The 25,451-nt window shown below is 44.2% G+C and carries 26 protein-coding genes and 1 other annotated feature; of the genes, 12 read left to right on the top strand and 14 right to left on the bottom strand.

Translation table 11 applies throughout. The annotated features are described in order from the left end of the window. Positions 1-31: 31 nt before the first annotated feature. The 4 genes from FX988_RS20030 to FX988_RS20015 all read right to left on the bottom strand — a co-directional run bounded on the left by FX988_RS20030 (position 32) and on the right by FX988_RS20015 (position 3,037). Complete coding sequence (locus FX988_RS20030; RefSeq protein ID WP_160181833.1) at positions 32-1,021, bottom strand: TauD/TfdA family dioxygenase; 990 nt, start codon at positions 1,019-1,021, stop codon at positions 32-34. A gap of 9 nt (positions 1,022-1,030) precedes the next feature. Further along, entirely contained in the window at positions 1,031-1,996 is a 966-nt protein-coding gene (locus tag FX988_RS20025; RefSeq protein WP_160181832.1) for an aldo/keto reductase, read from the bottom strand. Positions 1,997-2,278: 282 nt separating this feature from the next. Then, positions 2,279-2,734: a hypothetical protein gene (locus FX988_RS20020; RefSeq protein WP_160181831.1), complete on the bottom strand. Its 456-nt coding sequence runs from the start codon at positions 2,732-2,734 to the stop codon at positions 2,279-2,281. Between the two features lie 3 nt (positions 2,735-2,737). Beyond that, positions 2,738-3,037, bottom strand: a complete 300-nt coding sequence (locus FX988_RS20015) for a hypothetical protein (RefSeq protein ID WP_160181830.1) — start codon at positions 3,035-3,037, stop codon at positions 2,738-2,740. Between the two features lie 410 nt (positions 3,038-3,447). Further along, positions 3,448-3,561 (top strand) — a sequence feature (His leader region). A gap of 80 nt (positions 3,562-3,641) precedes the next feature. On the opposite strand from FX988_RS20015, the gene hisG reads away from it, so the two are divergent. The 12 genes from hisG to FX988_RS19955 all read left to right on the top strand — a co-directional run bounded on the left by hisG (position 3,642) and on the right by FX988_RS19955 (position 14,384). After that, positions 3,642-4,541: an ATP phosphoribosyltransferase gene (gene hisG / locus FX988_RS20010; RefSeq protein WP_008306280.1), complete on the top strand. Its 900-nt coding sequence runs from the start codon at positions 3,642-3,644 to the stop codon at positions 4,539-4,541. A gap of 80 nt (positions 4,542-4,621) precedes the next feature. Next, the gene (hisD, locus tag FX988_RS20005; RefSeq protein WP_160181829.1) at positions 4,622-5,938 is read left to right on the top strand and encodes a histidinol dehydrogenase; all 1,317 of its coding nucleotides are present in this window, start codon (positions 4,622-4,624) and stop codon (positions 5,936-5,938) included. Continuing rightward, the gene (gene hisC / locus FX988_RS20000) at positions 5,931-7,046 is read left to right on the top strand and encodes a histidinol-phosphate transaminase (RefSeq protein WP_160181828.1); all 1,116 of its coding nucleotides are present in this window, start codon (positions 5,931-5,933) and stop codon (positions 7,044-7,046) included. Before hisD ends, hisC begins: the two co-directional genes overlap by 8 nt. 1 nt (position 7,047) lies before the next feature. Next, positions 7,048-8,124, top strand: coding sequence for a bifunctional histidinol-phosphatase/imidazoleglycerol-phosphate dehydratase HisB (hisB, locus tag FX988_RS19995; RefSeq protein ID WP_160181827.1), 1,077 nt, complete (start codon positions 7,048-7,050; stop codon positions 8,122-8,124). Further along, on the top strand, positions 8,124-8,753 hold the full coding sequence (gene hisH, locus FX988_RS19990) for an imidazole glycerol phosphate synthase subunit HisH (RefSeq protein ID WP_160181826.1): 630 nt from the start codon (positions 8,124-8,126) through the stop codon (positions 8,751-8,753). The genes hisB and hisH overlap by 1 nt, the downstream gene beginning before the upstream one ends. Before the next feature lie 8 nt (positions 8,754-8,761). Then, positions 8,762-9,496: a 1-(5-phosphoribosyl)-5-[(5-phosphoribosylamino)methylideneamino]imidazole-4-carboxamide isomerase gene (gene hisA, locus FX988_RS19985; protein ID WP_160181825.1), complete on the top strand. Its 735-nt coding sequence runs from the start codon at positions 8,762-8,764 to the stop codon at positions 9,494-9,496. Between the two features lie 191 nt (positions 9,497-9,687). Continuing rightward, complete coding sequence (locus tag FX988_RS19980; protein ID WP_160182244.1) at positions 9,688-10,686, top strand: branched-chain amino acid aminotransferase; 999 nt, start codon at positions 9,688-9,690, stop codon at positions 10,684-10,686. Between the two features lie 72 nt (positions 10,687-10,758). Further along, entirely contained in the window at positions 10,759-11,532 is a 774-nt protein-coding gene (gene hisF / locus FX988_RS19975) for an imidazole glycerol phosphate synthase subunit HisF (RefSeq protein WP_008306277.1), read from the top strand. Positions 11,533-11,605: 73 nt separating this feature from the next. Further along, complete coding sequence (gene hisIE / locus FX988_RS19970; RefSeq protein WP_160181824.1) at positions 11,606-12,226, top strand: bifunctional phosphoribosyl-AMP cyclohydrolase/phosphoribosyl-ATP diphosphatase HisIE; 621 nt, start codon at positions 11,606-11,608, stop codon at positions 12,224-12,226. A 257-nt stretch (positions 12,227-12,483) separates the two neighbouring features. After that, positions 12,484-13,041 (top strand): cytochrome b, encoded by a 558-nt coding sequence (locus tag FX988_RS19965; RefSeq protein WP_160181823.1) that lies wholly within the window; start codon positions 12,484-12,486, stop codon positions 13,039-13,041. Continuing rightward, complete coding sequence (locus FX988_RS19960; RefSeq protein WP_160181822.1) at positions 13,038-13,607, top strand: YceI family protein; 570 nt, start codon at positions 13,038-13,040, stop codon at positions 13,605-13,607. Before FX988_RS19965 ends, FX988_RS19960 begins: the two co-directional genes overlap by 4 nt. A 315-nt stretch (positions 13,608-13,922) precedes the next feature. Next, positions 13,923-14,384, top strand: a complete 462-nt coding sequence (locus FX988_RS19955; RefSeq protein ID WP_160181821.1) for an Hsp20 family protein — start codon at positions 13,923-13,925, stop codon at positions 14,382-14,384. 94 nt (positions 14,385-14,478) lie between these two features. On the opposite strand, the gene FX988_RS19950 is transcribed toward FX988_RS19955, so the two are convergent. The 10 genes from FX988_RS19950 to FX988_RS19905 all read right to left on the bottom strand — a co-directional run bounded on the left by FX988_RS19950 (position 14,479) and on the right by FX988_RS19905 (position 25,338). Next, on the bottom strand, positions 14,479-14,868 hold the full coding sequence (locus FX988_RS19950; protein ID WP_160181820.1) for an MAPEG family protein: 390 nt from the start codon (positions 14,866-14,868) through the stop codon (positions 14,479-14,481). A gap of 132 nt (positions 14,869-15,000) precedes the next feature. After that, positions 15,001-15,645, bottom strand: coding sequence for an adenylate kinase (adk, locus tag FX988_RS19945; protein WP_160181819.1), 645 nt, complete (start codon positions 15,643-15,645; stop codon positions 15,001-15,003). A gap of 189 nt (positions 15,646-15,834) precedes the next feature. Next, positions 15,835-17,757, bottom strand: a complete 1,923-nt coding sequence (gene htpG, locus FX988_RS19940) for a molecular chaperone HtpG (RefSeq protein ID WP_160181818.1) — start codon at positions 17,755-17,757, stop codon at positions 15,835-15,837. A gap of 156 nt (positions 17,758-17,913) precedes the next feature. Continuing rightward, positions 17,914-18,516 carry a recombination mediator RecR gene (gene recR / locus FX988_RS19935; RefSeq protein WP_160181817.1) on the bottom strand — a complete coding sequence of 201 codons (603 nt, stop codon included), beginning with the start codon at positions 18,514-18,516 and terminating at the stop codon, positions 17,914-17,916. Between the two features lie 266 nt (positions 18,517-18,782). Continuing rightward, a complete protein-coding gene (locus tag FX988_RS19930; protein ID WP_160181816.1) occupies positions 18,783-19,646 on the bottom strand; it encodes an AraC family transcriptional regulator in 864 nt (287 codons plus the stop codon). Positions 19,647-19,916: 270 nt separating this feature from the next. After that, positions 19,917-20,243, bottom strand: coding sequence for a YbaB/EbfC family nucleoid-associated protein (locus FX988_RS19925; RefSeq protein ID WP_006991930.1), 327 nt, complete (start codon positions 20,241-20,243; stop codon positions 19,917-19,919). 30 nt (positions 20,244-20,273) lie between these two features. Further along, a complete protein-coding gene (gene dnaX / locus FX988_RS19920; protein ID WP_160181815.1) occupies positions 20,274-22,940 on the bottom strand; it encodes a DNA polymerase III subunit gamma/tau in 2,667 nt (888 codons plus the stop codon). 9 nt (positions 22,941-22,949) lie between these two features. After that, complete coding sequence (gene apt, locus FX988_RS19915) at positions 22,950-23,486, bottom strand: adenine phosphoribosyltransferase (protein ID WP_007986835.1); 537 nt, start codon at positions 23,484-23,486, stop codon at positions 22,950-22,952. 247 nt (positions 23,487-23,733) lie between these two features. Further along, positions 23,734-24,489 carry a DUF2063 domain-containing protein gene (locus FX988_RS19910; RefSeq protein ID WP_160181814.1) on the bottom strand — a complete coding sequence of 252 codons (756 nt, stop codon included), beginning with the start codon at positions 24,487-24,489 and terminating at the stop codon, positions 23,734-23,736. Next, on the bottom strand, positions 24,490-25,338 hold the full coding sequence (locus FX988_RS19905) for a DUF692 domain-containing protein (protein ID WP_160181813.1): 849 nt from the start codon (positions 25,336-25,338) through the stop codon (positions 24,490-24,492). Positions 25,339-25,451: the final 113 nt, after the last annotated feature.

The raw sequence follows: 25,451 nt of genomic DNA, 5'->3' as shown, positions 1-25,451 counted from the left end.
ATTGTTAAGATGTATTACGAGAGCTGCGTAATTAATCCATGGCTAATGCGACTAGCACTTCACGCTTGCGCTCACCAGAATATGAACGACGTCCGTGCATACTCATGTAGTTATCAACCAAGGCAACATCACCGTCCTGCCACGGCAGATCAAAGGTGTAGTCTTTGGCTAAATCCGTTGCCAATTGTAAACCTTCAACAGGAATAGCACTGCCATCGCCAAAGGTAATCGCACTTGAAGGATTTTCACGTACGCCCTTCCAGCCCATAAACGCGGCAATAAGTTGGTTGTAGAAAACTTCTTTACCGTTTTCTAGCTTCACAACGGCTGGCAGAACCGGCGTAGTAGCGCGTAAACCACCATCTTCCGTCCATTTCCAGCTGTAACCGAGTTCTTTTAGCTTCGCTTCCGCTTCTGCTTGGCTTTCAACGCTTAGCGTGCTTTTCCAACTGCGCCCTTGACCAGAGTTCACATCGTTTTCGCTTGGCATATGCGTAGTGTATTTCAAGCCTTTATTGATAAAGTCTTGTGCTAATGCAGGTTGTTGCGCTTTTAGCTCAGCGAACAACAAATCAGACCGACAAATAGGCGTTGCCCCACCCTCATCCGCGGCTGTTTTACAGAAGAAAAATACCTTGCTTGGTGAAATAGGCGTTTGGGCCATTTCGTGATGCAAAAATATTTCTACATGTTTAGGTGCTTCATTGGCAGTAAACACTCGCTCTGTAAAATTAATACGCACCGCGTTTGACAAGGATTCTTTGTAGGTAAAGTTTGGATAGCCAAACGCATTCGAAAACTCATCAAACGTTTCCGCTGAATTAAGTGGGAAACCACGAAACAAAATCGCTCCTGACTCTTTTAGTTCAGCTTCAAGTGCGGCTTTATTTTGTTCAATCCATGCGGCGCATTCATCTAAAGTCTGCAAAGAGCCATCGTTTAGTACGACTCGAGGGAAAACTGAATCACCGCTTTTGAGTTGATGAGGTACATCAACATAGTTAATCGCTTGTTCTGACATAAGGACACCCTAATCGTAGATTGGATAAAAAGTATTAAATGCTTCTGCACAGAAATGGCCAGGATCATTAAAACGGCGGTTGCTGTTCAAGGCATTGATATCGTCCATTTCTTGCTGCGACAATTCGAAGTCAAAAATGGCTAAGTTTTCCGCTAAGCGCTCAGGTTTAGAGGTTTTAGGAATAATCGCATTGCCCCGTTGAACGCCCCAACGAAGTACGACTTGAGCAGGCGTTTTACCTAAACGCTGGGCCGCAGCTTTAACAACACTTTGTTCAAGTACAGATTCAGCAGCACCTGCCATATCCAGTTCAAGGTATGACAATGCGCCAAGGGGTGAAAAGGCTGTCACTTGAATGTCGTATTGCTTGGCCAATTTCATTAAACGCGCTTGAGTCAAATAAGGGTGTGATTCTACTTGCAACATGGCAGGCTTGATTTTGGCATAGGCCATCAAATCGTTTAGCAAACCTGTGTTGTAGTTACATACACCAATTTCTTTGGTCAGGCCTTTTTCGACCAAGGCTTCCATGGCTTGCCATGTTTCAAACAAAGGTACCGGGGCCAATTCCATTTTAGGATTTTCCGCGCTCGGGTCGGTGATCCACTCAGGCGGATAACGATCGTCGAAAGCAACGAACGGCTGAGCGATAGGGAAATGAATCAAGTACAAGTCTAAATATTCTAACTGAAGATCTGACAATGAACGCTCAATTGCTTGTTGCACATGCTCTTTAGCATGATAGGTATTCCATAACTTGGAGGTGATCCAAAGGTCTTCTCGAGTACACAGTCCTTCGTCGATGGCGCGCTTAATCCCTTGACCAACTTGTACTTCGTTACCGTAATCACAAGCGCTGTCTAAATGGCGATAACCTGCTTTGATGGCTTCGTAAACAGCATCTGCACAAATATCTTGGGGGATTTTCCAAAGGCCGAAACCGACTTTTGGCATTTTGCTCTGACTAAGTGACATACAATCATTCCTAGGGTAAAAGGCTACAAGTAATAAAAAGACGCTAATTAAATTCAATATTATGTCTTATATAAGACATAAGTTAAGGCACTCCCTATAATTTGTCAAATAGTTGTGTACGGTTTAAACAAAAGATACACAACCCAAATTGCAACCAATTGATATTATGGAGTTATTTCAAATTGAAATGGTAAATAAAATGTAAACAAGAGATTGATATACGAGACGAATGAAACAAGTCTGCGTCTCGTTAAGTAGAATTTTTGGTATAAAAGTCGCTTCTTATTGGTTCAGCAACGCTCGTAATTTACGTTCAGCGGCTTGTGCGGGTGTTTCATGTTCTATTAAATCTGAAGCGCTACCTTTATCATCAGGATCAATGGAGTAACTCCCTTTAGGTCTATTTTCGACCTCAGTGTCACTTTTAATATTATCGTCTGTGTCATCACCAAATAAAGCAGCAAGTTGCGCCTTCGCTTGACGCTGTTTGTCTAGCTTAGTGTCATCAAACGCTTTGCTGGATAACCCGTAGTACTCGCAAAAGTTTGCCCGCTCTTTGTCAACGATATACTCTGCGCGCTCTTCATCACAGCCAGTGCGATTTTGCGCATCGTAATAAAGACACATTTTGCACGCATGTATATCCGTTTGGCATTGGCTACATTCTTCGCGGCGAGATACAGGGGTAATAATGCCCTCTAGAAACGTACCACACTGCCAACAGGTTGCTGTTGCCATAAGTTAGACCTCAATATCAATAAATTTAGGATCATCCGAATCAGTCTTTTTAGACTGCTCTTTTGGCTTTTTATCTGGTGTGCTTTGGGACGCGACTTGCTGTTTAGCAACCTGATTTTCTTGATTATTACGTTGGCGCTTTTTTTCCCTCGGGTCATCTTTATCTGCCCGATAAGGTGCGCTGTCTTCGTCAATGTTTTTTAGCGCCTCCTTTTTATCAATTTTCTTCACCTTGAGTTCATCATGGGCAATCGGCGACTTCCCTTCCCTTGGTAGAATCGAAAATAGTAAGTCATTCAACATCACTCTCTCCCGTTCATTACCGTTAAATAGTGTTACCCGTAAACTACGGCACGATCCTAAAAGCACTTCGACTATCTCGAGCTTGCTAGCTAATGTTGCTCATTACCTGTCGTCACACTACATAAATGTAGAGTACACATGCATATTAAGGTTCCAACGAGCATAAAACCGTTAACCCGAATGTGCGCTTAAGTGCAAGTACAAAAGCCAAACTGAGCCCATTTAAATTATGCTTTTTAGCAGTAACTTATTCCTGTTGCCCCCTGCAAAGTGCCTTGCAACACTTTTGCACACATTAGCGCAAAAAGTTAGAAGTTTACTATTGCATTAAGCAAGCCAATTAGCTAATGTTTGCGCCCTCAGTCGAAACACGGCCCAAGAATTACAATGTTTATCTCAATTACGCCAGCGAAACATCACCATCATATAGCATAACCTTTCAGGTTGGTGCTGGAAGGTCTATTGATTCCTTCCTGCGGCGTAACGATTAACTAGCCCTCGGAAGGAAACTTCCGGGGGTTTTTCATTTAAGGCATTGAAAAATATATAATTCATGAGCATCGGTAAGATGAATTAACGCAAATGATAATAGGACAAGCAACTTATGAGTGACAGCAACAGATTACGTATCGCAATTCAAAAATCAGGTCGCTTAAGCGACGACAGCATTGCGCTATTGAAAGCCATTGGCGTTAAACTGCAAATTCGTGACCGCTTGTTAATTGCTCACGCGACCAATTTACCTATCGACCTACTTCGCGTTCGCGATGACGACATCCCAGGATTAGTCATGGACGGTGTGGTTGACCTAGGTTTTATCGGTGAAAATGAATTGGAAGAGAAAATGCTTGAGCGTCAAGCATCAGGTAAGAAATTCGAATTTAAAACCTTGCGTCGCTTAGATTATGGCGGATGCCGTTTGTCTATCGCCGTACCGAATGAGTTTGATTATCAAGGTGTGCAGTCGTTAGAAGGTAAAAAAGTAGCGACCACTTACCCTTTCTTGCTTGAACGTTTTTTTAAAGAAAACAGCGTTAACGCATCTGCCGTTATGTTGACAGGCTCTGTTGAAGTTGCCCCTCGGGCAGGTGTGGCCGATGCCATATGTGATTTGGTGTCAACCGGTGCCACCCTTGAAGCAAACGGGCTAAAAGAAGAAGAAGAGATTTTTCAATCAAAAGCCGTTCTTATTCAGCGTGCTGGCGAATTACCTGAAGCAAAAGCCCAATTGGTTAGCACATTCTTACCCCGTATTGATGGCGTTATGCAGGCCAAAGAAAGCAAATACATCATGTTGCACGCACCTAAGACTTACCTTGAACAAGTCAAAAGCTTGTTACCTGGTTCTGGTAGCCCAACGGTATTGCCATTAGCGGGCAGCGACGACACCGTAGCTGTACACGTAGTGAGCTCTGAAACACTGTTTTGGGAAACCATGGAAAAACTTAAAGCCCTAGGTTGCAGCTCCATATTGGTGATGCCAATCGAAAAAATGATGGGTTAGTGGTTCAGTTACTCATTGTGTAATTGAGCAAGCTAATACGCAGTACGAATACCTTTAATTGGTCAGTGAGACGAACGAAAATGCAAACATGGTCGGGCCTAAATGAAGGCCAACAACAGGCATTGTTAAGCCGCCCAGCGATGGCGGATAACAAGGCGCTCAGTAGTGCTGTTGCTGAGATTATTCAGCAGGTTGCCGACAACGGCGATAACGCACTACGTGAATTAACCGCACGGTTTGATGGGGTTGAACTTAGCGAGTTAGGTTTACCCGCAACTGAATTAGCCAGTGCTCAGCGCGACATAAGCGAGCATGTGAAAGCCGCGATTGATACCGCATATCGCAATATTCACGTCTTTCACAGTGCACAAAAGCCTGTAGATGTGAAAGTGGAAACCGCGCCCGGCGTGGTATGTGAGTTAAAGCATGCGCCATTAGATTCTGTTGGTTTGTATATTCCTGGCGGCAGTGCGCCGCTTATCTCTACCGTGCTGATGTTGGGTGCGACCGCACAGGTTGCCGGTTGCCCGCGCAAGGTATTATGTACCCCGCCCAATAAACAAGGTCAGGTGCCAGCGGAAATACGTTACGCTGCCAGTTTATGTGATATCAACGAAGTGTATTTAGTGGGCGGTGCACAAGCCATCGCCGCGCTTGCACTGGGCACGGAATCGATTGCGAAAGTCGATAAAATTTTCGGCCCGGGCAATAGTTTTGTTACCGAAGCCAAGCAACAAGTCAGCCGCATTCCTGCGGGACCAGCCATTGATATGCCTGCTGGCCCATCAGAAGTATTAGTGATTGCTGATAGTAATGCTAACCCAGTATTTGTCGCGTCTGATTTATTGTCGCAGGCAGAGCACGGCGCTGATTCACAAGCCATTTTGGTCAGTGATTCACAAACGTTGCTCCAAGCCACGGAACAAGAGGTTGCGCGCCAATTAGCTACCCTTAGCCGTCAAGAGACGGCCCGTAAGGCGATGGCCCACAGCCGTTATATTTTAACCGACTCTATAGACAGCGCGATTGAGGTTAGCAATCAGTACGCTCCCGAACACTTAATTGTACAAGTGGAAGACGCACAAGCGTGTCTACCTAAGCTTAAAAATGCAGGGTCGATTTTCGTTGGTCAATGGTCACCTGAATCGGCTGGCGACTACGCCAGCGGGACAAATCACGTATTGCCCACGTACGGTTATGCGCGCAATTACTCAAGCCTAGGTTTAGCTGATTTTATTCGACGCTACACGGTGCAAGAGCTAAGCGCCAGCGGCTTACAAAATATCGGCAGTGCCATCATGGATTTAGCCCAAGCTGAAGGCCTTGACGCCCACAAACAAGCGGTTGCCTTACGATTAGAGACTCTGAATGGGCAACAGGAGCAAAACAATGGCTGAACCAGTGAATAATCTTATCGACTTGCTGTTGAATGACAATATTAAAGCATTGAAGCCCTATGAATCAGCCCGCCGCCTGTTCTCAGGTGCAGGCAATAAACAGCAGATTTGGTTAAATGCCAACGAATCACCTTTTGCCAATGAATATGACATCGATGCGCAGCGTTTTAACCGTTACCCTGATTGCCAACCTCCGGCAGTTATTGATGCCTACGCACAATATGCCGGTATAGAATCAGACCAATTACTGGTGAGTCGCGGTGCAGATGAAGGCATTGAATTGCTCATTCGCGCTTTTTGTACTCCAGGTAAAGACAGCGTCCTTATTTGCCCGCCCACATACGGCATGTATGCCATCAGTGCTGAAACCTGTGATGTGGGTGTAGAGCGCGCGCCACTTAATCCTGATTTTTCACTCGACGTTGATGCAATCAAAGCGTTTAAAGGCAAAGTAAACCTAGTGTTTATTTGTTCGCCAAATAACCCCACTGGCACCAGTGTAGACAAAAATCAGTTGCGAGAAGTGATAGCGCATTTTGCTGACAGCGCCATTGTGGTGATTGACGAAGCCTATATTGAGTTTGATCAAGACAATAGCTGGGCCTCACAGCTAAACCAATATCCAAATATCGCCATTTTACGCACCCTGTCTAAAGCGTTTGCCTTAGCAGGTTTGCGTTGCGGGTTTACTCTTGCACAAGCGCCTATCATTCAAGCGTTAATGAAAGTGATTGCACCCTACCCTATTCCTGAGCCAGTGGCGCAAATTGCTGCTCAAGCCCTTGGTCAAAAAGGCTTAGCAACGCTTGCACAACAAGTTGCCCTGTTAAACGCCGAAAAAGCCGACCTTAAGAATGCGTTAACGGCATTTAACGATATTGAGTTAGTCGGTGACGATAAAGCTAACTTTATTCTATTTCGTACACCGCAAAAGAGCGCATTAATGGCGCATTTGGTTGCCAACGGTATTTTAATCCGCGACCAGTCAAAACAAGTGAATTTAGACAACTGCCTGCGCATTACCGTAGGTAGCCCTGAGCAGAATAAACAATTGCTGAGCGAAATCAGTCGTTTTTTCACCCTTCAAACATCTACGCAGGAGGCCTAACGTGAGCCTAAGTCAGCAAGCTATTTTATTCATCGACCGTGACGGTACGTTAGTTGAAGAGCCACCCATAGATAAGCAACTCGACACACTAGAAAAACTGGTTTTTGAGCCTATGGTGATGCCAGTATTAGCCCAGTTTCAAAACGCAGGCTTTCGTTTGGTGATGGTGTCAAATCAAGATGGTTTAGGGACAGATAGCTTCCCTCAAGCCGATTTTGATTTACCCCACGATAAAATGATGGCAATTTTTGCCAGTCAAGGCATTGTCTTTGACGACGTGCTTATCTGCCCTCATTTCCCTGAAGATAACTGCACTTGTCGTAAACCAAGTTTAGGGTTAGTCAAAGACTATTTACAGCAAGGTAAAATTGATTTCACTCGTTCATACGTGATTGGTGATCGTGAAACCGATATTCAACTAGCTGAAAACATGGGCATTGTGGGTATCCGCTACGATCGCGAAACAAAAGACTGGCCGTCAATTGCCAAGCAGTTGTTGGCATCAAGTCGTATTGCTGAGGTAGTACGGAAAACCTCAGAAACCGATATTCACGTTAAGGTTGATTTGGACTCACAAGCCAAGTCCAGTATCGCAACCGGCATTGGCTTTTTTGATCATATGCTTGATCAAATAGCCACCCACGGCGGCTTCGAGCTAAATCTGCGTGTTGACGGCGATTTACACATAGACGATCACCACAGTGTAGAAGATACCGCACTCGCCCTTGGTGAGGCGCTGAAAAAAGCACTAGGCGATAAACGCGGTATCGGCCGTTTTGGATTTGCCCTGCCTATGGATGAATGCCGTGCAGAGTGCATTATGGATATTTCAAACCGTCCGCACCTTAAATTCGAAGCTGAATTTAGCCGTGACACAGTGGGTGAAATGGCCACCGAAATGGTTCCGCATTTCTTCTATTCTATTGCCCAAGCGATGGGCTTGTCTTTGCACTTATCCACCTCAGAGGGCAATGCTCATCATCAGGTAGAAAGCTTATTTAAAGTGTTTGGCCGCGCGTTGCGCCAAGCTATTCAGAAAAACGGTGAAGCCCTTCCCAGCAGCAAAGGAACACTATAGTGAGCACATCAGCACCTTTGGTTAGTAGCAAGCAGAATATTGTTATTGTTAACACAGGCTGCGCCAATATCTCATCGGTAAAATTTGCCGTTGAGCGCTTAGGGGTAAAAGTGGCTGTGTCGGATGATGTTCAGGTCATTCAAAAAGCCGATAAAGTGTTTTTACCCGGTGTTGGCAGTGCCAACGCGGCCATGGCCAGTATCGAAGTTAAGCAGCTTAAGTCTTGTATTCAAGGTTTAACCCAGCCTGTGTTAGGCATTTGCTTGGGTATGCAACTTATGGTTGAGCGCTCAGAAGAAAGCTTAGTCGATAGCACACCTTGCTTAGGGATGATCCCCGGGGATGTACAACGTATGCAGGTAGGTGATTTACGCCTTCCTCACATGGGCTGGAACACTGTCTTCCCCGCTGAGCAAAATACCTTATTCAAAGGCATTGATGCTGGCAGTTATTTTTACTTTGTGCACAGTTTTGCCGTTGCTGTGGGTGAACACACCTTAGCCCAATCCGACTACGGTATGCCTTTTTCCGCTGCTCTGCATAAAGATAATTTCTTCGGGGTGCAATTTCACCCAGAACGCTCTAGCGACGCGGGCGCTGCCCTTCTTAAAAACTTTATCGAGTTATAAACCAGATTATGATTATTCCTGCAATAGATTTAATTGAAGGCTCAGTGGTTCGACTTTATCAAGGTGACTACGAGCAAAAAACCCAATACGAACTAGACCCAATTGACGTGGTTAACAGCTACGCTGATCAAGGGGCTAAATGGTTACACATTGTCGATTTAACCGGCGCAAAAGACACCAGCAAGCGCCAGTTAACGCTTATTGGTGACATGGTGGCCACAGGACGCATGCAGTTTCAAGCCGGCGGCGGTATTCGTAGCGAACAAGACGTAGCGCAACTATTAGCACTTGGGGTAAAACGTGTGGTTATTGGCTCACTTGCTGTAAAAGAGCCTGAATTAGTGAAAGGCTGGGTGACCAAATACGGAAGCGAGGCCATAGTTCTGGCGCTTGACATTAACATTGACGAGCAAGGCAATAAGTTTATTGCTACCCACGGCTGGCAAGAAAACTCAGGGGTATCGTTAGAAGCCCTGTTAGAAGACTTTTTGTCTGTAGGGGCTAAACATGTACTGTGCACTGACATCAGCCGTGACGGCACACTACAAGGGGCAAACCATCAATTATACAGCGAAATGGCGGCCAAGTTCCCGACTATTGAATGGCAAGCTTCTGGCGGCATCGGTAATTTAGACGATATCGAAGTGCTAAAACCGACCAATGTTAGTGGTGTTATTCTCGGCCGAGCGTTGCTTGAAGGGAAGTTCACCGTTGAACAAGCCATTGCTCGCTGGCAAGGCTAACGCTAGGTATCAGCGTACTCATGCCGATGAGTAATCGCGTAGTGCTAAGCAGACACGATCCCTAACAATAGTTTTCAGTGAAAGGATTGCGCTCGTCTTTAGCTTACTAAATAATTGAGCAAATTGAACAGTAAATGATCATGGTACCAGTGATACCGCTGCGCCGTGACCCCACGATTTAGGAAAGAATGATGGCAGCATTTGGTACGGTTTTCATGCCTGAAATGGCATTGACTACATTTGAAAACAATCAATGGAGCGAGAGCACAATCGTTTCAGCAGACAGCATCAATTTACACCCTGGTGCACATGTTTTGCATTACTCAAGCACCTGCTTTGAAGGCTTAAAAGCATTCAAACATGATGACGGTAGTGTGCATGTTTTCCGCATGGACCAAAACATCGAACGCTTTGCCCAAAGTGCTCGCCTGCTGTCATTGCCTGAAATCGATAAGGAGCAAGTCGCTCAGATGATTTTAGACATAGTCGCTCAGTACGTTGATGATGTACCGTCACCGCCAGGCTCTATGTATATTCGCCCGACTCATATTGGCACTGAAGCGGCAATAGGCAAAGCAGCCGTGCCATCATTGCACTCGATGCTGTATGTACTGTTATCACCTGTGGGCGATTACTTCACTGGCGGAGCCAAAGCATTGCGTTTATTACTTGATGAAACTGGCATGCGCTGTGCGCCGCATATGGGCATGATAAAGAGTGGTGGCAACTACGCCAGTGCACTTGGGCCGATTTCTAAAGCGCGTGTTGATCACAACGCTGACCAAATATTGTTCTGCCCTAATGGTGATGTTCAAGAAACCGGCGCAGCCAACTTTTTATTGATAGACGACAATGAAATTATCACCAAAGGCTTAGATTCTTCTTTTTTACATGGTGTAACGCGCAGCACAATATTGACCTTGGCCAAAGACTTAGGCATGACCATTAGCGAGCGGAATATCACCGTGGCTGAGCTACTTGAGCGCGCCGCGAAACCAGGAGTTGAGGCTGCGTTATCTGGTACAGCTGCTGTACTGACGCCCGTTGGCACCTTTATACATGAAGATAAAGAATACACGGTAGGTAGCGGCGAAGCCGGCCCAACAACAGCTAAGTTACGCCAAGCACTGAATGATATTCAGTGGGGTAAAGCACCTGACGTACATGGTTGGCTAAAGCGCGTTAAATAAGCCACGTTAAGGCGCCTACAGCTGAACGGTAGGCGTAATCATTTGTAAAATAATTAAGGTAAAAGGTTTACTATGCTCGCTAGGCGCATTATTCCCTGTTTAGATGTTCGTGATGGTCTTGTGGTAAAAGGCGTTAAGTTTCGTAACCATGAAACTATTGGCGAAATTGTGCCGCTGGCCGAGCTTTATGCTCAGCAAGGTGCTGACGAATTGGTATTTTATGATATCACTGCATCCAGTGATCAGCGCGTGGTAGACAAAAGCTGGGTAACCCGCATAGCGCAGGTAATTGATATTCCTTTTTGTGTCGCTGGCGGAATAAAGTCTGTAGAAGACGCTGGCCGTATTCTTGAAATGGGTGCGGATAAAATATCTATTAACTCCCCTGCTCTTGCTAACCCTGCCCTTATCCGTGAACTGCATGACACATTTGGTCAACAATGCGTGGTCGTCGGTATTGATAGTTTCTTCAATGAAGAAACCGGCCAGTACCAAGTTCATCAATACACGGGAGATGAAAGCCGTACACAAATTACCCGCTGGCAAACGGCTGACTGGGTGAAAGAAGTACAGCAACATGGCGCTGGTGAAATTGTACTTAACTGCATGAATCAAGACGGTGTGCGACAAGGTTATGACATCACTCAACTTGCGGCCATTCGCGAAAACTGCGCGGTTCCATTGATTGCCTCGGGCGGAGCGGGCGAGAAAGTGCATTTCAAAGATGTATTTGAACAAGCAGATGTAGACGGTGCTCTGGCGGCATCAGTGTTTCATAAGGGCATTATCCCTATTCCTGAATTGAAAACCTACTTACGTGAACAGCAAGTCGCCATTCGCGATTAATAGTGCGCAAACAAGGTTAAACGTTAGCGTACTGCTAAGCACAATATTTACCTGAGAAGAATACGAGAAAGACATGATTATCAATAAGCAAAACGTCGAGCAATTGGCTTGGCAGAAAATGGACAACCTATTGCCCTGTATCGTACAAGATGCCACCACAGGTAAGGTGTTAATGCAGGGTTATATGAACACTGATGCAATCAACCATACCCTTGAAACGCGTCATGTTACTTTCTTTAGTCGCTCTAAGCAGCGCTTGTGGACCAAAGGAGAAACCTCAGGCCACACATTAGACTTAGTAGAGCTTAGCGCTGATTGTGACAAAGACTCTATTTTAGCCCTCGCCTACCCAAATGGCCCAACGTGCCACCTAGGCACTGAAACCTGCTGGGCAGATGCTAAATCGCCGTCAGTTAGCTTTATTGCAGAGCTCGAGCAAGTCATTGCTTCGCGTAAAGGCGCTTCGCCTGATTCAAGCTACACGGCTCATCTTTACAGCAAAGGCATCAAGCGTATCGCGCAAAAAGTCGGTGAAGAAGGTGTAGAAACGGCACTCGCTGCAACGGTAAAAGATTTGGACGAGCTCAAGAATGAATCCGCTGATTTGCTATACCATTTACTGGTGTTGCTACAAGCGAGTGATTTGTCACTAAGCGACGTTACCGAAGTCCTAAAAGCGCGCCACGCAAAGTAGCCGTTTTATCATAAGCTTAACGGTCGGTTTTTCAATACGACCGACCGTTAGGTGCTCTTCTGTTTTCACTGATTACTCTTTCTCACTTTCTCCATTCTTCACGCCGCTCTTTTGACTGTGTTCTCCTATCCCCATTTCGATGGGGAGTTAGCGTGATATAACCGTTCTAATTTATCGATATTAAGCGTTACAAAATTGTCATATTAATTCAGTTAAACGAAGGATATAGTATATCTGTTTTTAATTAGGTACTTGAAATGCTTAGAAATTCATCACAACAATATGGTTGGCTCAGTATACTGTTTCATTGGTTCAGCGCCGTTATCGTGATCGGTATGTTTGCACTTGGGTGGTGGATGGTTGACCTGAACTATTATAGTCCTTGGTACACTGATGCCCCTCACTACCATAAAAGTGTCGGCATACTGCTGATTGCTTTAACCATTGTCCGTATTAGCTGGAAAATCAGCCAAACAAGCCCTAAACCATTAGGCAATAAATGGGAAAAAAAAGGAGCTAAAGTAGCACATATCATTCTTTACTTATTGATTTTCACAATGTTTATTAGCGGGTATTTGATTTCCACCGCTGACAACCGTGGCATCGAAGTATTTAACTGGTTTACGTTAGGCTCCATCGGGCGTTTATTTGAAGACCAAGAGGATATTGCAGGATTAATCCATGAATACCTCGCCTACACACTGATTGGATTAGCCAGCTTGCACGCGTTAGGCGCATTCAAACATCATTTTATTAATAACGACAGAACTCTGGTAAGAATGCTTACCTTAAAACAACAAAAGGAACAGAAATGAGAAAATCACTTTTAGCATTTGGTTTATTTGCTATGTTAGCCAGCAAGGTCTTTGCCGCAGATTATGTAGTGGATACATCTGGCGCACATGCATCAATTAACTTTAAGATACAACACCTAGGTTATTCATGGCTTACGGGGCGCTTTAATACCTTTGACGGTAAATTTAGCTATGACCCTGCTAAGCCTGAGGCGTCTACCATTTCGGTGAATATCAATACTGACAGCATTGATTCAAACCACGCAGAGCGTGATAAGCACTTACGCAGCGAAGACTTTTTATATGTCAAAAAATACCCTACTGCTAAGTTTGTCAGTACTAAAGTAGAAAGCTTAGGCGGAGAACGTCTAAAAATATTCGGTGATTTCACCTTACATGGCATCACTAAACCTATCATCATCATGGCCGAAAAAATCGGCGAAGGTAAAGATCCATGGGGTGGATATCGTGCCGGCTTCTCAGGTACCACGCGTATCGCCATGGCAGATTACGGGATCATGACTAATCTAGGACCTGCATCCACCCATGTTGAGCTAATGTTGAACCTAGAGGGTGTTAAGCAATAGCTTAGTAGACATTTAACGGTCACAGCCCACTTTTTAGTGGGCTTTTTATTGATTTATTCAAAATAATAAAAATATAAAAATCAATAACTTAAGGTTAAAACAAAACTTTATTTAAATTTTTTAATTGAAAAATGTTGTGCCTATCCCTACATAGTATTTGTCGACGCCGAAAGGGTCGATACAGATTCAAAGGAAGCGGATCTGGCAGGAAACTGCAAAGCCCTTAGGGTTACGCGAGGAACGCGTTACTTAATTAACGTCGCCGCTAGTCGGGACACTTTAATCACATATTGCTTTATAAAGAGGATATGCAAAATGCGTAATATCGATCTATCTCCACTATACCGTTCATTCATTGGTTTTGACCACTTGGCATCCATGATTGACACTGCTTCTCGTAACGAAAAACAATCTAGCTACCCTCCCTACAACATTGAGTTGATAGCCGAAGATAAATATCGCATCACTATGGCGGTTGCGGGTTTCGCAGAAAACGAAGTCTCTATTGAGGTACAAGAAAATACCTTAAAAGTCACAGGCAACAAAGCAGCTGCCTCAGACGAAGAGCGAAAATTCCTTCACAAAGGAATATCGGAACGTAACTTTGAACGCAAATTCCAGTTAGGCGACCACGTTAATGTGCTCGACGCCAAAATGGAAAACGGTTTATTGCACGTTAATTTAGAGCGTGTAGTACCGGAAGCGAAAAAGCCGCGCACCATTCAAATTGGTAGCAGCAACGAAAAGTTAATTGAGGACGGTAGCAAATCGTCGTAATTAACCCTGCTAACAATTGATGTGTTCCCTGTGAATCAAAACGGCGTCTAGTGAGCGCCGTTTTTTTATTTCCCCTTCACACTCTCAACCCTCGTTAATAAAGAAATACAAGGTTCTGGATAGACAGGCCAATCAACGCGCCAAAAGTTAACAACATGCCCGCTACACGTTGCCAACTTGCCCCTGAATGGTGTTTGAGGCCATAGGCATGTACTAATCTGCCGATTAGCAATGCAACCCCAGCACTATGCAATACACTAACGTGCGCTAGGTTAATTTCCGCCACTAACATCAGCACCAAAATCAAAGGCACGTATTCTGCAAAATTAGCGTGGGCACGAATGACACCAAGAAAGTGGTTGTCTCCTCCGTCACCTAAACTGATTTTGCCTGATCTGCGACCTTTGATCACAAGAATCGACAAGTACATGAAGGTGATCCCCAGTAGTGAGCCGTAGAATGCAGTAATTGGTGTGTGTAACATGAGCAATAGGTTCCTATATTATTGTGTTTACGTTTATCGTTTTACATTATCCGAAACAGTTGTAGGCTGATTATAGACATAAAAAAACCCACTTTTCAGTGGGTTTTCTATCATTCGTTTATATAGCGAGAATTAACCAAGTAAAGATGATAATTGCTCACTCACGACATCAACGCCTTTAGTACCATCAATTTTATGATACTGGCAGTTGTTTTCGCTCGCTTCATTCTGGTAATAATCCACTAATGGCTTGGTTTGCTCGTGGTAAACACTTAAGCGATGACGAACGGTTTCTTCTTTGTCATCTTCACGGATAACCAGGTCTTCACCAGTCTCGTCGTCTTTACCATCATTTTTAGGTGGATTGTACTTCAGGTGATAAACACGACCTGATGCAGGGTGAACTCGGCGGCCAGCCATGCGTTCTACAATCACTTCATCCGGTACATCAAACTCGATCACGTGATCGACAGTAATGCCTGCTTCTTTCATCGCATCAGCTTGAGGAATCGTACGCGGGAAACCGTCAAGTAAGAAACCGCCTTGGCAATCTTCCTGTGCAATGCGCTCTTTTACCAATCCAATGATAAGCTCATCAGAAACCAGTTTACCTTCATCCATAACGCGCTTAGCCGCGTTACCTAGCTCGGTGCCTGCTTTAATTGCGGCTCTTAGCATATCACCCGTAGAAATCTGCGGAATGCCGTATTTACCCATTAAAAATTGAGCTTGAGTGCCTTTACCAGCACCAGGAGCACCAAGAAGAATAATACGCATATTCTTTCCCCTCGCCTTAAGTTTAAAGTTAAAAAATTCTGTGCCGAACTTTACACATTCAGCCTTTTAGATACAAGCCATATAAGACGTATGTCTTAGGACAAAACTGTAAACATCTAATAATGCATAATATACACAAAAAATGGGCTAAAGAGCCCATTTTTTAACGTTATGTTGAGTAATTTAGCGTTATTTTGCTAAATTCATTAGTAGCGTGTTTAAATTCTGCACAAAGGCTGCTGGGTCTTTCAAGCTACCCTGTTCTGACAAGGCAGCTTGGTCAAATAAGACTTCAGTCCATTGTCCGAAACGCTCTTCATCCTGCTCATCCGCTAGCATTTTCACCAAACTATGCTCTGGGTTTAGTTCGAAATGATACTGAGCCTCAGGCACTGGTTGACCTGCCGCTTGCATCAATTTGATCATTTGCGTAGTCATGCCGCTGCCATCAGCAACAATACATGCAGGTGAATCAGTTAGGCGGTGGGTGAATTTCACTTCAACAACTTTATCGCCTAACACAGTTTTAACGCGCTCAGTTAAGCCTTCAACTTGCTTTTCAGCTTCTTCTTGGGCTTTTTTACTGTCTTCGTCGTCTAAGTCGCCTAAATCTAACTCACCATGAGTAATTGACTGGAATGATTTCTCGTCAAATTCGGTAAGGTGTGACATTAACCATTCATCAACGCGGTCTGACATCAGCAATACTTCAATGCCTTTCTTACGGAAGATCTCTAGATGCGGGCTAGACTTCGCCGCTTTGTAGCTATCGGCTGTGATGTAGTAGATTTTGTCTTGGCCATCTTTCATGCGACTAACGTAGTCTGCAAGTGAGACTGTTTGCGCGTCACTGTCACCATCAGTTGAAGCAAAACGCATTAAACCAGCAATTTTTTCTTTGTTTGCATGATCTTCTGCCGGGCCTTCTTTTAACACATTACCAAATTCAGCCCAGAAACCTTGATACTTTTCGCTGTCGTTTTTCGCCATACGTTCAAGCATCTGCAACACACGTTTAGTGCACCCTTGGCGAATAGCCTGAGTGATTTTGTTGTCTTGCAAAATTTCGCGCGATACGTTCAGCGGCAAATCGTTTGAATCAAGTAAGCCTTTCACAAAACGCAAATACGTCGGCATGAACTGCTCAGCGTCATCCATGATGAATACACGCTGTACATATAATTTTAGACCGTGCTTCTGATCGCGGTTCCACATATCAAACGGTGCTTTAGCCGGGATATACAACAAGCTATTGTATTCGGTTTTACCTTCAACCTTGTTGTGTGACCAAACCAATGGATCGGTAAAATCATGGGAAATGTGCTTGTAGAATTCTTTGTACTCGTCGTCAGTGACTTCTGACTTATCACGGGTCCACAGGGCTGTTGCCTTGTTAACTGCTTCCCATTTCGCGGGCTGCGCAGGAACTTTCTCGCCGTCTGGTCCTTCGCTTTCAGGAATTTCTTCTTTGTACATCATCACAGGGATGCTGATGTGATCAGAGTATTTGCTTACAATCGAACGTAAACGCCAGTCATCGGCAAATTCTTTCTCTTCATCGCGTAAGAACAAGGTAATTTCAGTTCCACGATCTGCTTTTTCGATATCAGCAACAGTGAACTCGCCCTCACCTTCTGAGGTCCATTCAACGCCTTTACTTGCGTCATCACCCGCAGCACGTGAGCGCACAACGACTTTTTGAGCGACAATAAATGCCGAGTAAAAACCAACACCAAATTGACCGATTAACTGTGAATCTTTCGCTTGGTCGCCGGATAAATTATTGAAAAATTCAGACGTGCCTGATTTAGCAATAGTCCCTAGATGCTCAATAACACTGGCGCGGTCCATACCGATACCGTTATCACTGATAGTGATAGAGCCGGCGTCTTTATCTATGCTTAACTTAACGCATAAATCGCCATCACCTTCGTATAAGCTGTCATTAGACAACGCCTTGAATCGCAATTTGTCAGCTGCATCGGCAGCGTTAGAAACAAGTTCACGAAGAAATATTTCTTTATTCGAATAAAGTGAATGGATCATCAACTGAAGTAATTGTTTTACTTCGGTTTGAAAGCCATGAGTTTCTTGATGGGCAACTTCAGCCATGGACAAGTATCTCCTAAGTTAGTTGGTTTCTGTTTGTGTGTAAGGAGATAAGGTCGCTTGCATGCAATTCAATACAAAACACAAAAAAATTGTAACTATCGATGAGATATTGAACGGCCTAAGAACAAGACCGTTAAAAAAGCGCCAGATTTTCGCTTATAACAAGCTTCTTCGACCAACAAAAGCATGGGTTAACGTATTGCCATCCACAAACTCTAACTCGCCTCCTACCGGCATACCATGGGCTAAGCGTGTGGCTTTAATATCCCGTGCTGAGCACATCTGGCCAATATAATGTGCAGTCGCTTCACCTTCAACCGTGGGGTTAGTGGCTAAGATCACTTCGTTTAAGTCTTTATTGTCGAGTAAATTGGCCAGCTCATCTAAACCGATTTCACTTGGGCCAATACCGTCGATAGGCGATAAGTGCCCCATCAACACAAAGTAAAGGCCTTTAAACTCAGCCGTTTGCTCAATCGCCACCACGTCTTGGGGTGATTCTACAATACACAAGGTGCCAGCTTCACTGCGCGTAGGGTGAGCACAAATCTCACACAATTCACTTTCAGTAAACGTACGACATTGTTTGCAATGCCCCACATGCTCCATGGCGTTATGCAACACTTGGCTCAACTGCAAGGCACCGCTTCTATTTCGCTCTAATAAATGAAACGCCATACGCTGAGCACTTTTTGGGCCCACACCAGGTAACACTTTAAACGCATTAATTAGCTCTAAAATAAGAGGACTAAGTTTCATCTATACTGCCTTGATTAAAATAGTAAGTTTATTTGCCATATAACTGTGACGCCTATATACCTAAAACGTGTATTTAGGCTGATTCATTACGAAACGACATGCACAACAAACCAAAGATTTAAGCACGCCACGCATGGGTCACAAGCTGCGCATACTAACGTGTTTATCACTATTTCTCTATCCCAAGTCGGCCAATATTTAACTGCGTAGTCATGCTTTTCATGTTCGCTTGGTCGCGTAATAAGAACAAGGGAGTCGCCTGATAGTCATGCGATAGGCAAATATATATCAGTTATCATTTCACTCTCTGGTACGTCTGGAAACAAGCTAACTCTTTCAAAAAATAGCGGGAAATTGCGAGCTTCAAAATAGGAATTATCTAACCATTTTGAATAAAGGAAATTTACCACCTCCCCAATAGTGTCATCACTGCCGATATGCCTAACAACTGCGCATTTTCCTGCTGGGATTGTCTTATTAATCACCCCATATTCATTTACATCAATTACGTGAGGAGTAGAGCAACCAATATCAAATCTATAATCTTCTGGCTCGGTAGAACTCGGGTCATCATAAACTAAATTAAAAGTTTTGCTTATCCTAGGTGGCAGATGATTAATCTTTCTCCATTGGATAAATGCTTGTATTGTATTTATAAGTAAATTCGGCGCGCCTCTGTGCTCTAATACTGCAATTGATGTTTCAGGGAAATCAATTAACTCGACTTTACAATCAGGATCCGCATTCATATTTTTAATCCTTAGCATTAACACTGGTTCATATATAGTTTGCCAAGGAGTCCAATCAGGTTTTTTCCTAAATTCGAACGGGCTTTTATCGAAGTGCTTTTTAAACGCCCTTGAAAAGCCTTCGTGACTTTCATAGCCATTTTCAATCGCGATATTTATAATTTTATCGCCCCTAAACGCTAACTGAAGTGCGGCTCTTTTGAGTCTCAGTAGTCTTACAAGCGCCATTATAGATATGCCAAAGTATATGGAGCATTGCCTATGAAAATGAAATTTTGATAAGTTCACGTGCTGACAAAGCTTATCGAGATCAATTTCTTCATCAAGGTTAGCTTCAATATACGTCACTACATCTGTAAACCGATCGCGATCTTTAGCCATACAATTCGTTCTCTCCTAAGCCGTTAAATACTAACAACGATATAAATATGACGCTTGACCCAAATTGCTTTAGTCTAAAATTAAGTAACGCCTTTAATCCTTGATGTCGACATAAAAAAGTCCTCTTTATGTCAACCTATTTCAGAATGAGACAGAACAAACAAAAAAAGCCCTAGTAAAAAACTAGAGCTTTTTGAAAGAGTGATTATCCCCTATTTGTCGCCATGGCTTTTCAAGCAATGGCGAACTAAAAGATTGAAGGGCTAACAGTTAGAACGGCATTTTAAACCCTGGGGGCATTGCCATGCCGCCAGTGACGTCAGCCATTTGTTCTTTGGTGGTTTCTTGCACACGACGTACTGCATCATTAATTGCCGCTGCAACCAAGTCTTCGATCATTTCTTTATCGTCTTCCATCAAGCTGTCGTCGATGTCAACGCGGCGTACGTTGTGATTACAGGTCATAGTGACTTTCACTAAGCCCGCACCTGACTCGCCCGTGACTTCCATTTTGGCCAGCTCTTCTTGTTTCTTCTGCATGCGCTCTTGCATTTGTTGCGCTTGCTTCATTACGTTGCCCATTCCACCTTTAAACATACTTTTCTCTCTTAATCTTTGGAATAAAATTTAACGTGCTTTGATTGAATCAGTCAGCACTTGCGCGTTGAACATGTCTTTAAACATGCCAATGGCTTCATTGGTTTCTACCACCTGCTTAGCATGTTCCAACCTCACCCGGTTGATACTTTGCTGCAAAGCAAATGGTGTATTAATTGCGTCACCTACATGTACTTCTAGCTGAATGTCTTGCTGTAACACGTCACTAAGAGCGTGTTGCAATTGCTCTTTGGCTGACTCAGTGTTGAGGTGCTCTTTGCTTTGCACCAAATTAAGTATCACCTTATCACCCTCTCGCGTGAACTCTGAGTGCAAGGCAAGTTGCTTAGTCAGTGCTGCGACCTGCATTTGTGTTATCAAGGCGCTCCATTTATCTAGTTGCGGCGCAATAGTGACTTTTTCACCCGATTCTAGAAATGCTGGTACGTCATAGTTAACTTCACATTCTAAATCTTGTGCTAAGTGAGCAGTGGGGTCGAAAACCGTATTTTCAATCGCTTGTTCGTTATCTGAGAAATTCTCTTGCTCGTCAATCGGCGGTGTTACTGCATCTAAAGTCGTTTCACCGCGAGCGATATCATCTTGTGCCGCATTACCATTATAGGCATCGTCAGTCGCCCAAGGCGGTGCTTCTTCAGCATTAGCGGTATTATTTAGGTTTGGCTCGAAGGTATTTTGAGTCTTTTCATATTCAGAATTTCCCCCCGCAACGTTTTCACGAGGTAAGTCTTGATTAAGCTCGTCTTGAGTCAGTGCATCGTCCGTAGATGAAGTATCATGGGCGGCTGGCTGAGGTACATTTTGAGCAACAGTGGTTACAGGTGGTTCGGTCGTCGATTGCTTTCTTGGCACCGCCCCTGGCATAGGTTCAACACCCGGCCCACTGCCACCAGGCAAAAACTGACTGGTATCATATCCTCCTTCAGACTTTTTTACTGAAGGGGCATTCTCCTCTTCGTCTGTCGCGGTTTGCGTCAACTTTCGGCGCAAGGCGAGTAAACTTTCGGTGGTTTGGCTTTGTGGTTTTGACGCACTTTGTGTATGGCTTTTCTCTACATGCCCGTCACGTGCTTGTTCAGTATACTCTCGCTGAATATAGTGTTCTGCTTCTTGCAAAATGTCCGCTTGCTGAGCTTCCATTTCTTGCATTTGCGCACTGTAATATTCATCATCAAGCTGCTGCGCAGATGCTTCATCTGTTGGCTGGTTTTGCTCAGGACCTGCGTTAGCGGGTCTATCAGCGCTTATGAGATCTTGCTCATCACTTATCTCAACTGAAGACCCTTGATGAGGCGGCGTAATGTCACTCTGCACAGCCGAAGTCTGTTGCGGTGCCGCTGATGGTTGAAACGCAGCATTAGTTTGCGTGTCGGTAGCGGATCCAGAGTGAGCAGCCTCAGGCGTTATTTTTCCAACCTGTGGTTCCTGTTCGGCCTTTTCGAGCGCAGAATCCATTGTCACCGTTGACGCCAATTGGGTGTTTTCTGACGGTGCTAACGGTGCTTCTCGATCTTGAGCTTGTTGTTCTTGCTCTGGCTGCACTGAAGGGCTTGGCGTCATGGCCACTAGCTCTTCAATGCTGGTGTTGGCCTGCACTGGGCTAAACGCCAACATGCGCAGCAGTGTCATTTCAAGACCTGTTCTGGCATCCGCGGCAAACGGCATGTCTCGCTTGCCCTGCAAGATGATTTGATAAAGCAGTTGAATGTGCTCAGGCACAGCATTTTTTGCTAACTGATAAATGGCTCGCGCTGAAATCGTTTCAAGCTTACATGCATCAGGCACAAACTGCGTCAAGGCAACTTGATGTAGCAAACTCATTAATTCGTTAAGCACTTGGCTATAATCAACTGCTTGCTCTGACATCAGTTCAACTAGTTCAAACACCAAGTCATTTTGCTTATTCAGCACAGCATTCAGTAACTTGAGAACTTGGGTTTTATCCATCAAGCCAAGCATGTCGGTGACGATGCTTAAACTAACATTGCCATTTCCTTGGGCGATGGCTTGGTCAGATAAACTCAATGCGTCACGCATACTACCTTGGGCAGCTCTTGCTAGCTGCGCCAGCGCTTCCGGCTCATTTTCGAGTTGTTCTTGGTTAAACACATGCTTGAGTTGCTGAGCAATTTGCGCTCGCGATAAGGCTTTGAGATTGAACTGTAAGCAACGAGACAAAATGGTGATCGGTAGTTTTTGTGGATCGGTCGTGGCCAACAAAAACTTCACATGAGGGGGTGGCTCTTCAAGGGTTTTAAGCAACGCGTTAAAACTATGCTTAGACAACATGTGTACTTCATCGATTAGATACACTTTATATCGGCCGCGAGTGGGACGATATTGTACGTTATCTAATAATTCTCGAGTGTCTTCAACTTTGGTACGAGAGGCCGCGTCAATCTCTAAAAGATCAACAAAGTTGCCCTGCTCTATCTCTACGCAGGTTGAACATTGGCCACAAGGTTTTGACCCCATACCCAATTCGCAATTCAGACTTTTCGAGAAAATCCGAGCGATGGTGGTTTTACCTACACCACGTGTTCCAGTAAACAAGTAAGCGTGGTGTAAGCGGTCATTATCAAGTGCATTTGAAATGGCTGCAACGACATGCTCTTGACCGACTAATTCACTGAAGTTATTCGGCCGCCATTTTCGCGCTAGAACTTGATAGCTCATGTTATTTAATTACTCGCCTTCAAACTCACAAATAGAATGACTTTGTACACCAATTTCTTGCAGCTTTGCTTCACCGCCTAGCTCGGGGAGTGAAATAATAAAACCAGCGTGTTCCACGATACCGCCTAAACGCCTAATCAAATTAGCCGTGGCGATCATGGTGCCACCGGTGGCGAGCAAGTCGTCTAACATCAGCACTTTTTCACCTGGCTTGACGGCGTCTTCGTGGATTTCAAGACAGTCAGTACCATATTCAAGATCGTAGCTTTCGCTAATCACTTTACGCGGTAGTTTATTGGGCTTACGTACCGGTATAAAACCAATACCTAGCTCTATCGCCAATGGCGCGCCGAACAAAAAGCCGCGGGCTTCAGTGCCTGCCACTTTATCGAAATTGTATGGAGCGAACTCTTTTACCAAAAGTTCAATACTCGACGTGTACGCTTTATGATCTTCAAGAATTGAAGTCACATCACGAAATAAAATCCCAGGCTTGGGATAATCAGGTACGGTTTTAATAACCGACTTTATATAAGCAGCGGGCACAGCTTTCCCCGTTGTAATTGATAATTAAAAAACGACGGTTAAAGGAAAACGATCCAACCCAGAATGACATGCATTAACGGTAACGCCAACAACGTCAAAAGCCCAGCGGCTAAATATGTGAAATTGAACGGATCTTGAGAACCATTATTATCTTGCATTGAAAACCCCATTCGTCGCGATTTAACTAATATGAATTCAGCCGTAAATGGTAATTCAAACAGATAAAAATTGATAGCCCAATTATGCGCTAAACCGAGTACGGTACCAAGATCTGTTCGTCCAACATTTGTTGAACAATTTGGTTAACGCCTTGTATTACTTGCTCTGCCGCTAATTGCGGAAGACTTTCAATCATACTTTGATGCAGAGATTCGATTGACAGGTGGGTATTATTTTCGATCGTGACCAATAAATGGGCGGTCATCGCGGTAATAAGCGTGAAGTCCACTTGATCGTTATTATCACGGTGGATCACTAAATAGACCGGCTCTCCCTGTTCACTGGGTTGGTAATCTCGGCTAATTTGGTGCACCGGAAATTGATAACTGACAACACTGGCTAGCGGCGATAGTTGTACGTCACTAACCTGTTTCGATGTGTCCCACGATAGGTTTTCAATTTGAGCTTGGCTCAGCTTTCGAATAGACACGGCAAGCTCCATCCATTCATAATGTGCCAGTTCAGCCATAAATATTGGATCGTGATCTTGGCGCTCATATTCATTACTTAGGTACTCAACGAATTCTTTACTGATGTCAGTGAAATACGGCGAGCGACATTCGTGCTCAGCAAAAAACTGCCTTGCAAGGGCATTCCATTGCTTGGCTGTATAAAGGCTCTCTAGCACAGGAAAACCAGAACTGAGAAACCCTTTGATATTGTTGAAGAACAAATCCCGATATATGGCCATGCGCCTTGGCTCTATATCATGAGAAATTGGATTATTATCTGGATCTTTCAAATGATCGATAAATGCTAATTGGGTCTTTTGAAAATCGTACATTTATGCCAAATCCTTGTGGCTCAACGCCATCATATGTTTGTGTTGTATTTGGCGTATTTTCTCTACTTCAAGCAGCAGCTCTTCGATCGGCGGGATATTAAAGTCACGCTCTAATAATGTTGGAAACACTCCATGTATCTCGTAGGCTTTTTCCAATAAATCCCACACAGGCTGGATAACATCCGCACCATGTGTATCGACCTTCAAATCGTCTGCTTCATCGTAGTGCCCAGCGATATGCCCATATGCAATGCGAGCCGTTGGCATCGCCTTTAAGAATGACTCAGCGTCATAACCATGGTTAATTGAATTCACATATATATTGTTTACGTCTAATAGCATTTTACAGTTTGATTCTTCAAGAACCGCCAAGGTAAAGTCTTGTTCGCTGATTTGTGCGTTGGGCGCAGCATAATACGATACGTTTTCTAAAATCAGTGGGCGCTCGATTATATCTTGCACTTGGTTTACCCGTTCAACGACATATTTGACCGCTTCTTCACTAAATGGGATCGGCATTAAATCGTACAAATGCCCCTTGCCAGAACAGTAACTTAGGTGCTCGCTGTAATGCTGAATATTGTGTTTATCAAGAAAGGCTTTAACGTCTTTGACGAAGTTAATATCCAGTGGCTCTGGGCCTCCAATCGATAATGAAAGCCCGTGAGTGGTAAACTGGCTAGTGTGGGTAAACTGACTAAGCTGCTTTTGATACTTTCCCCCTAACGGTATCCAGTTTTCCGGAGCGACTTCCCAAAAATCGACAGAGCGAGGGATATCATCAATTAACTCATTGATCATTTCACGGCGCAGCCCTAACCCCACACCTGATAAATGCTTTTTCTGCATCACTTGCCTCTTCACTACTTATTCAAACTGACGTTGTTGAAACTGACGCTATCACTCACATTGTAACGTGTTTCATAATTTATGTGGCCTATACAATAAAGGCCAGCAATGCT

Source organism: Paraglaciecola mesophila, assembly GCF_009906955.1.
Taxonomy (GTDB): Bacteria; Pseudomonadota; Gammaproteobacteria; order Enterobacterales; family Alteromonadaceae; genus Paraglaciecola; species Paraglaciecola mesophila_A.
This window is presented reverse-complemented; position numbering and strand designations above follow the sequence as displayed.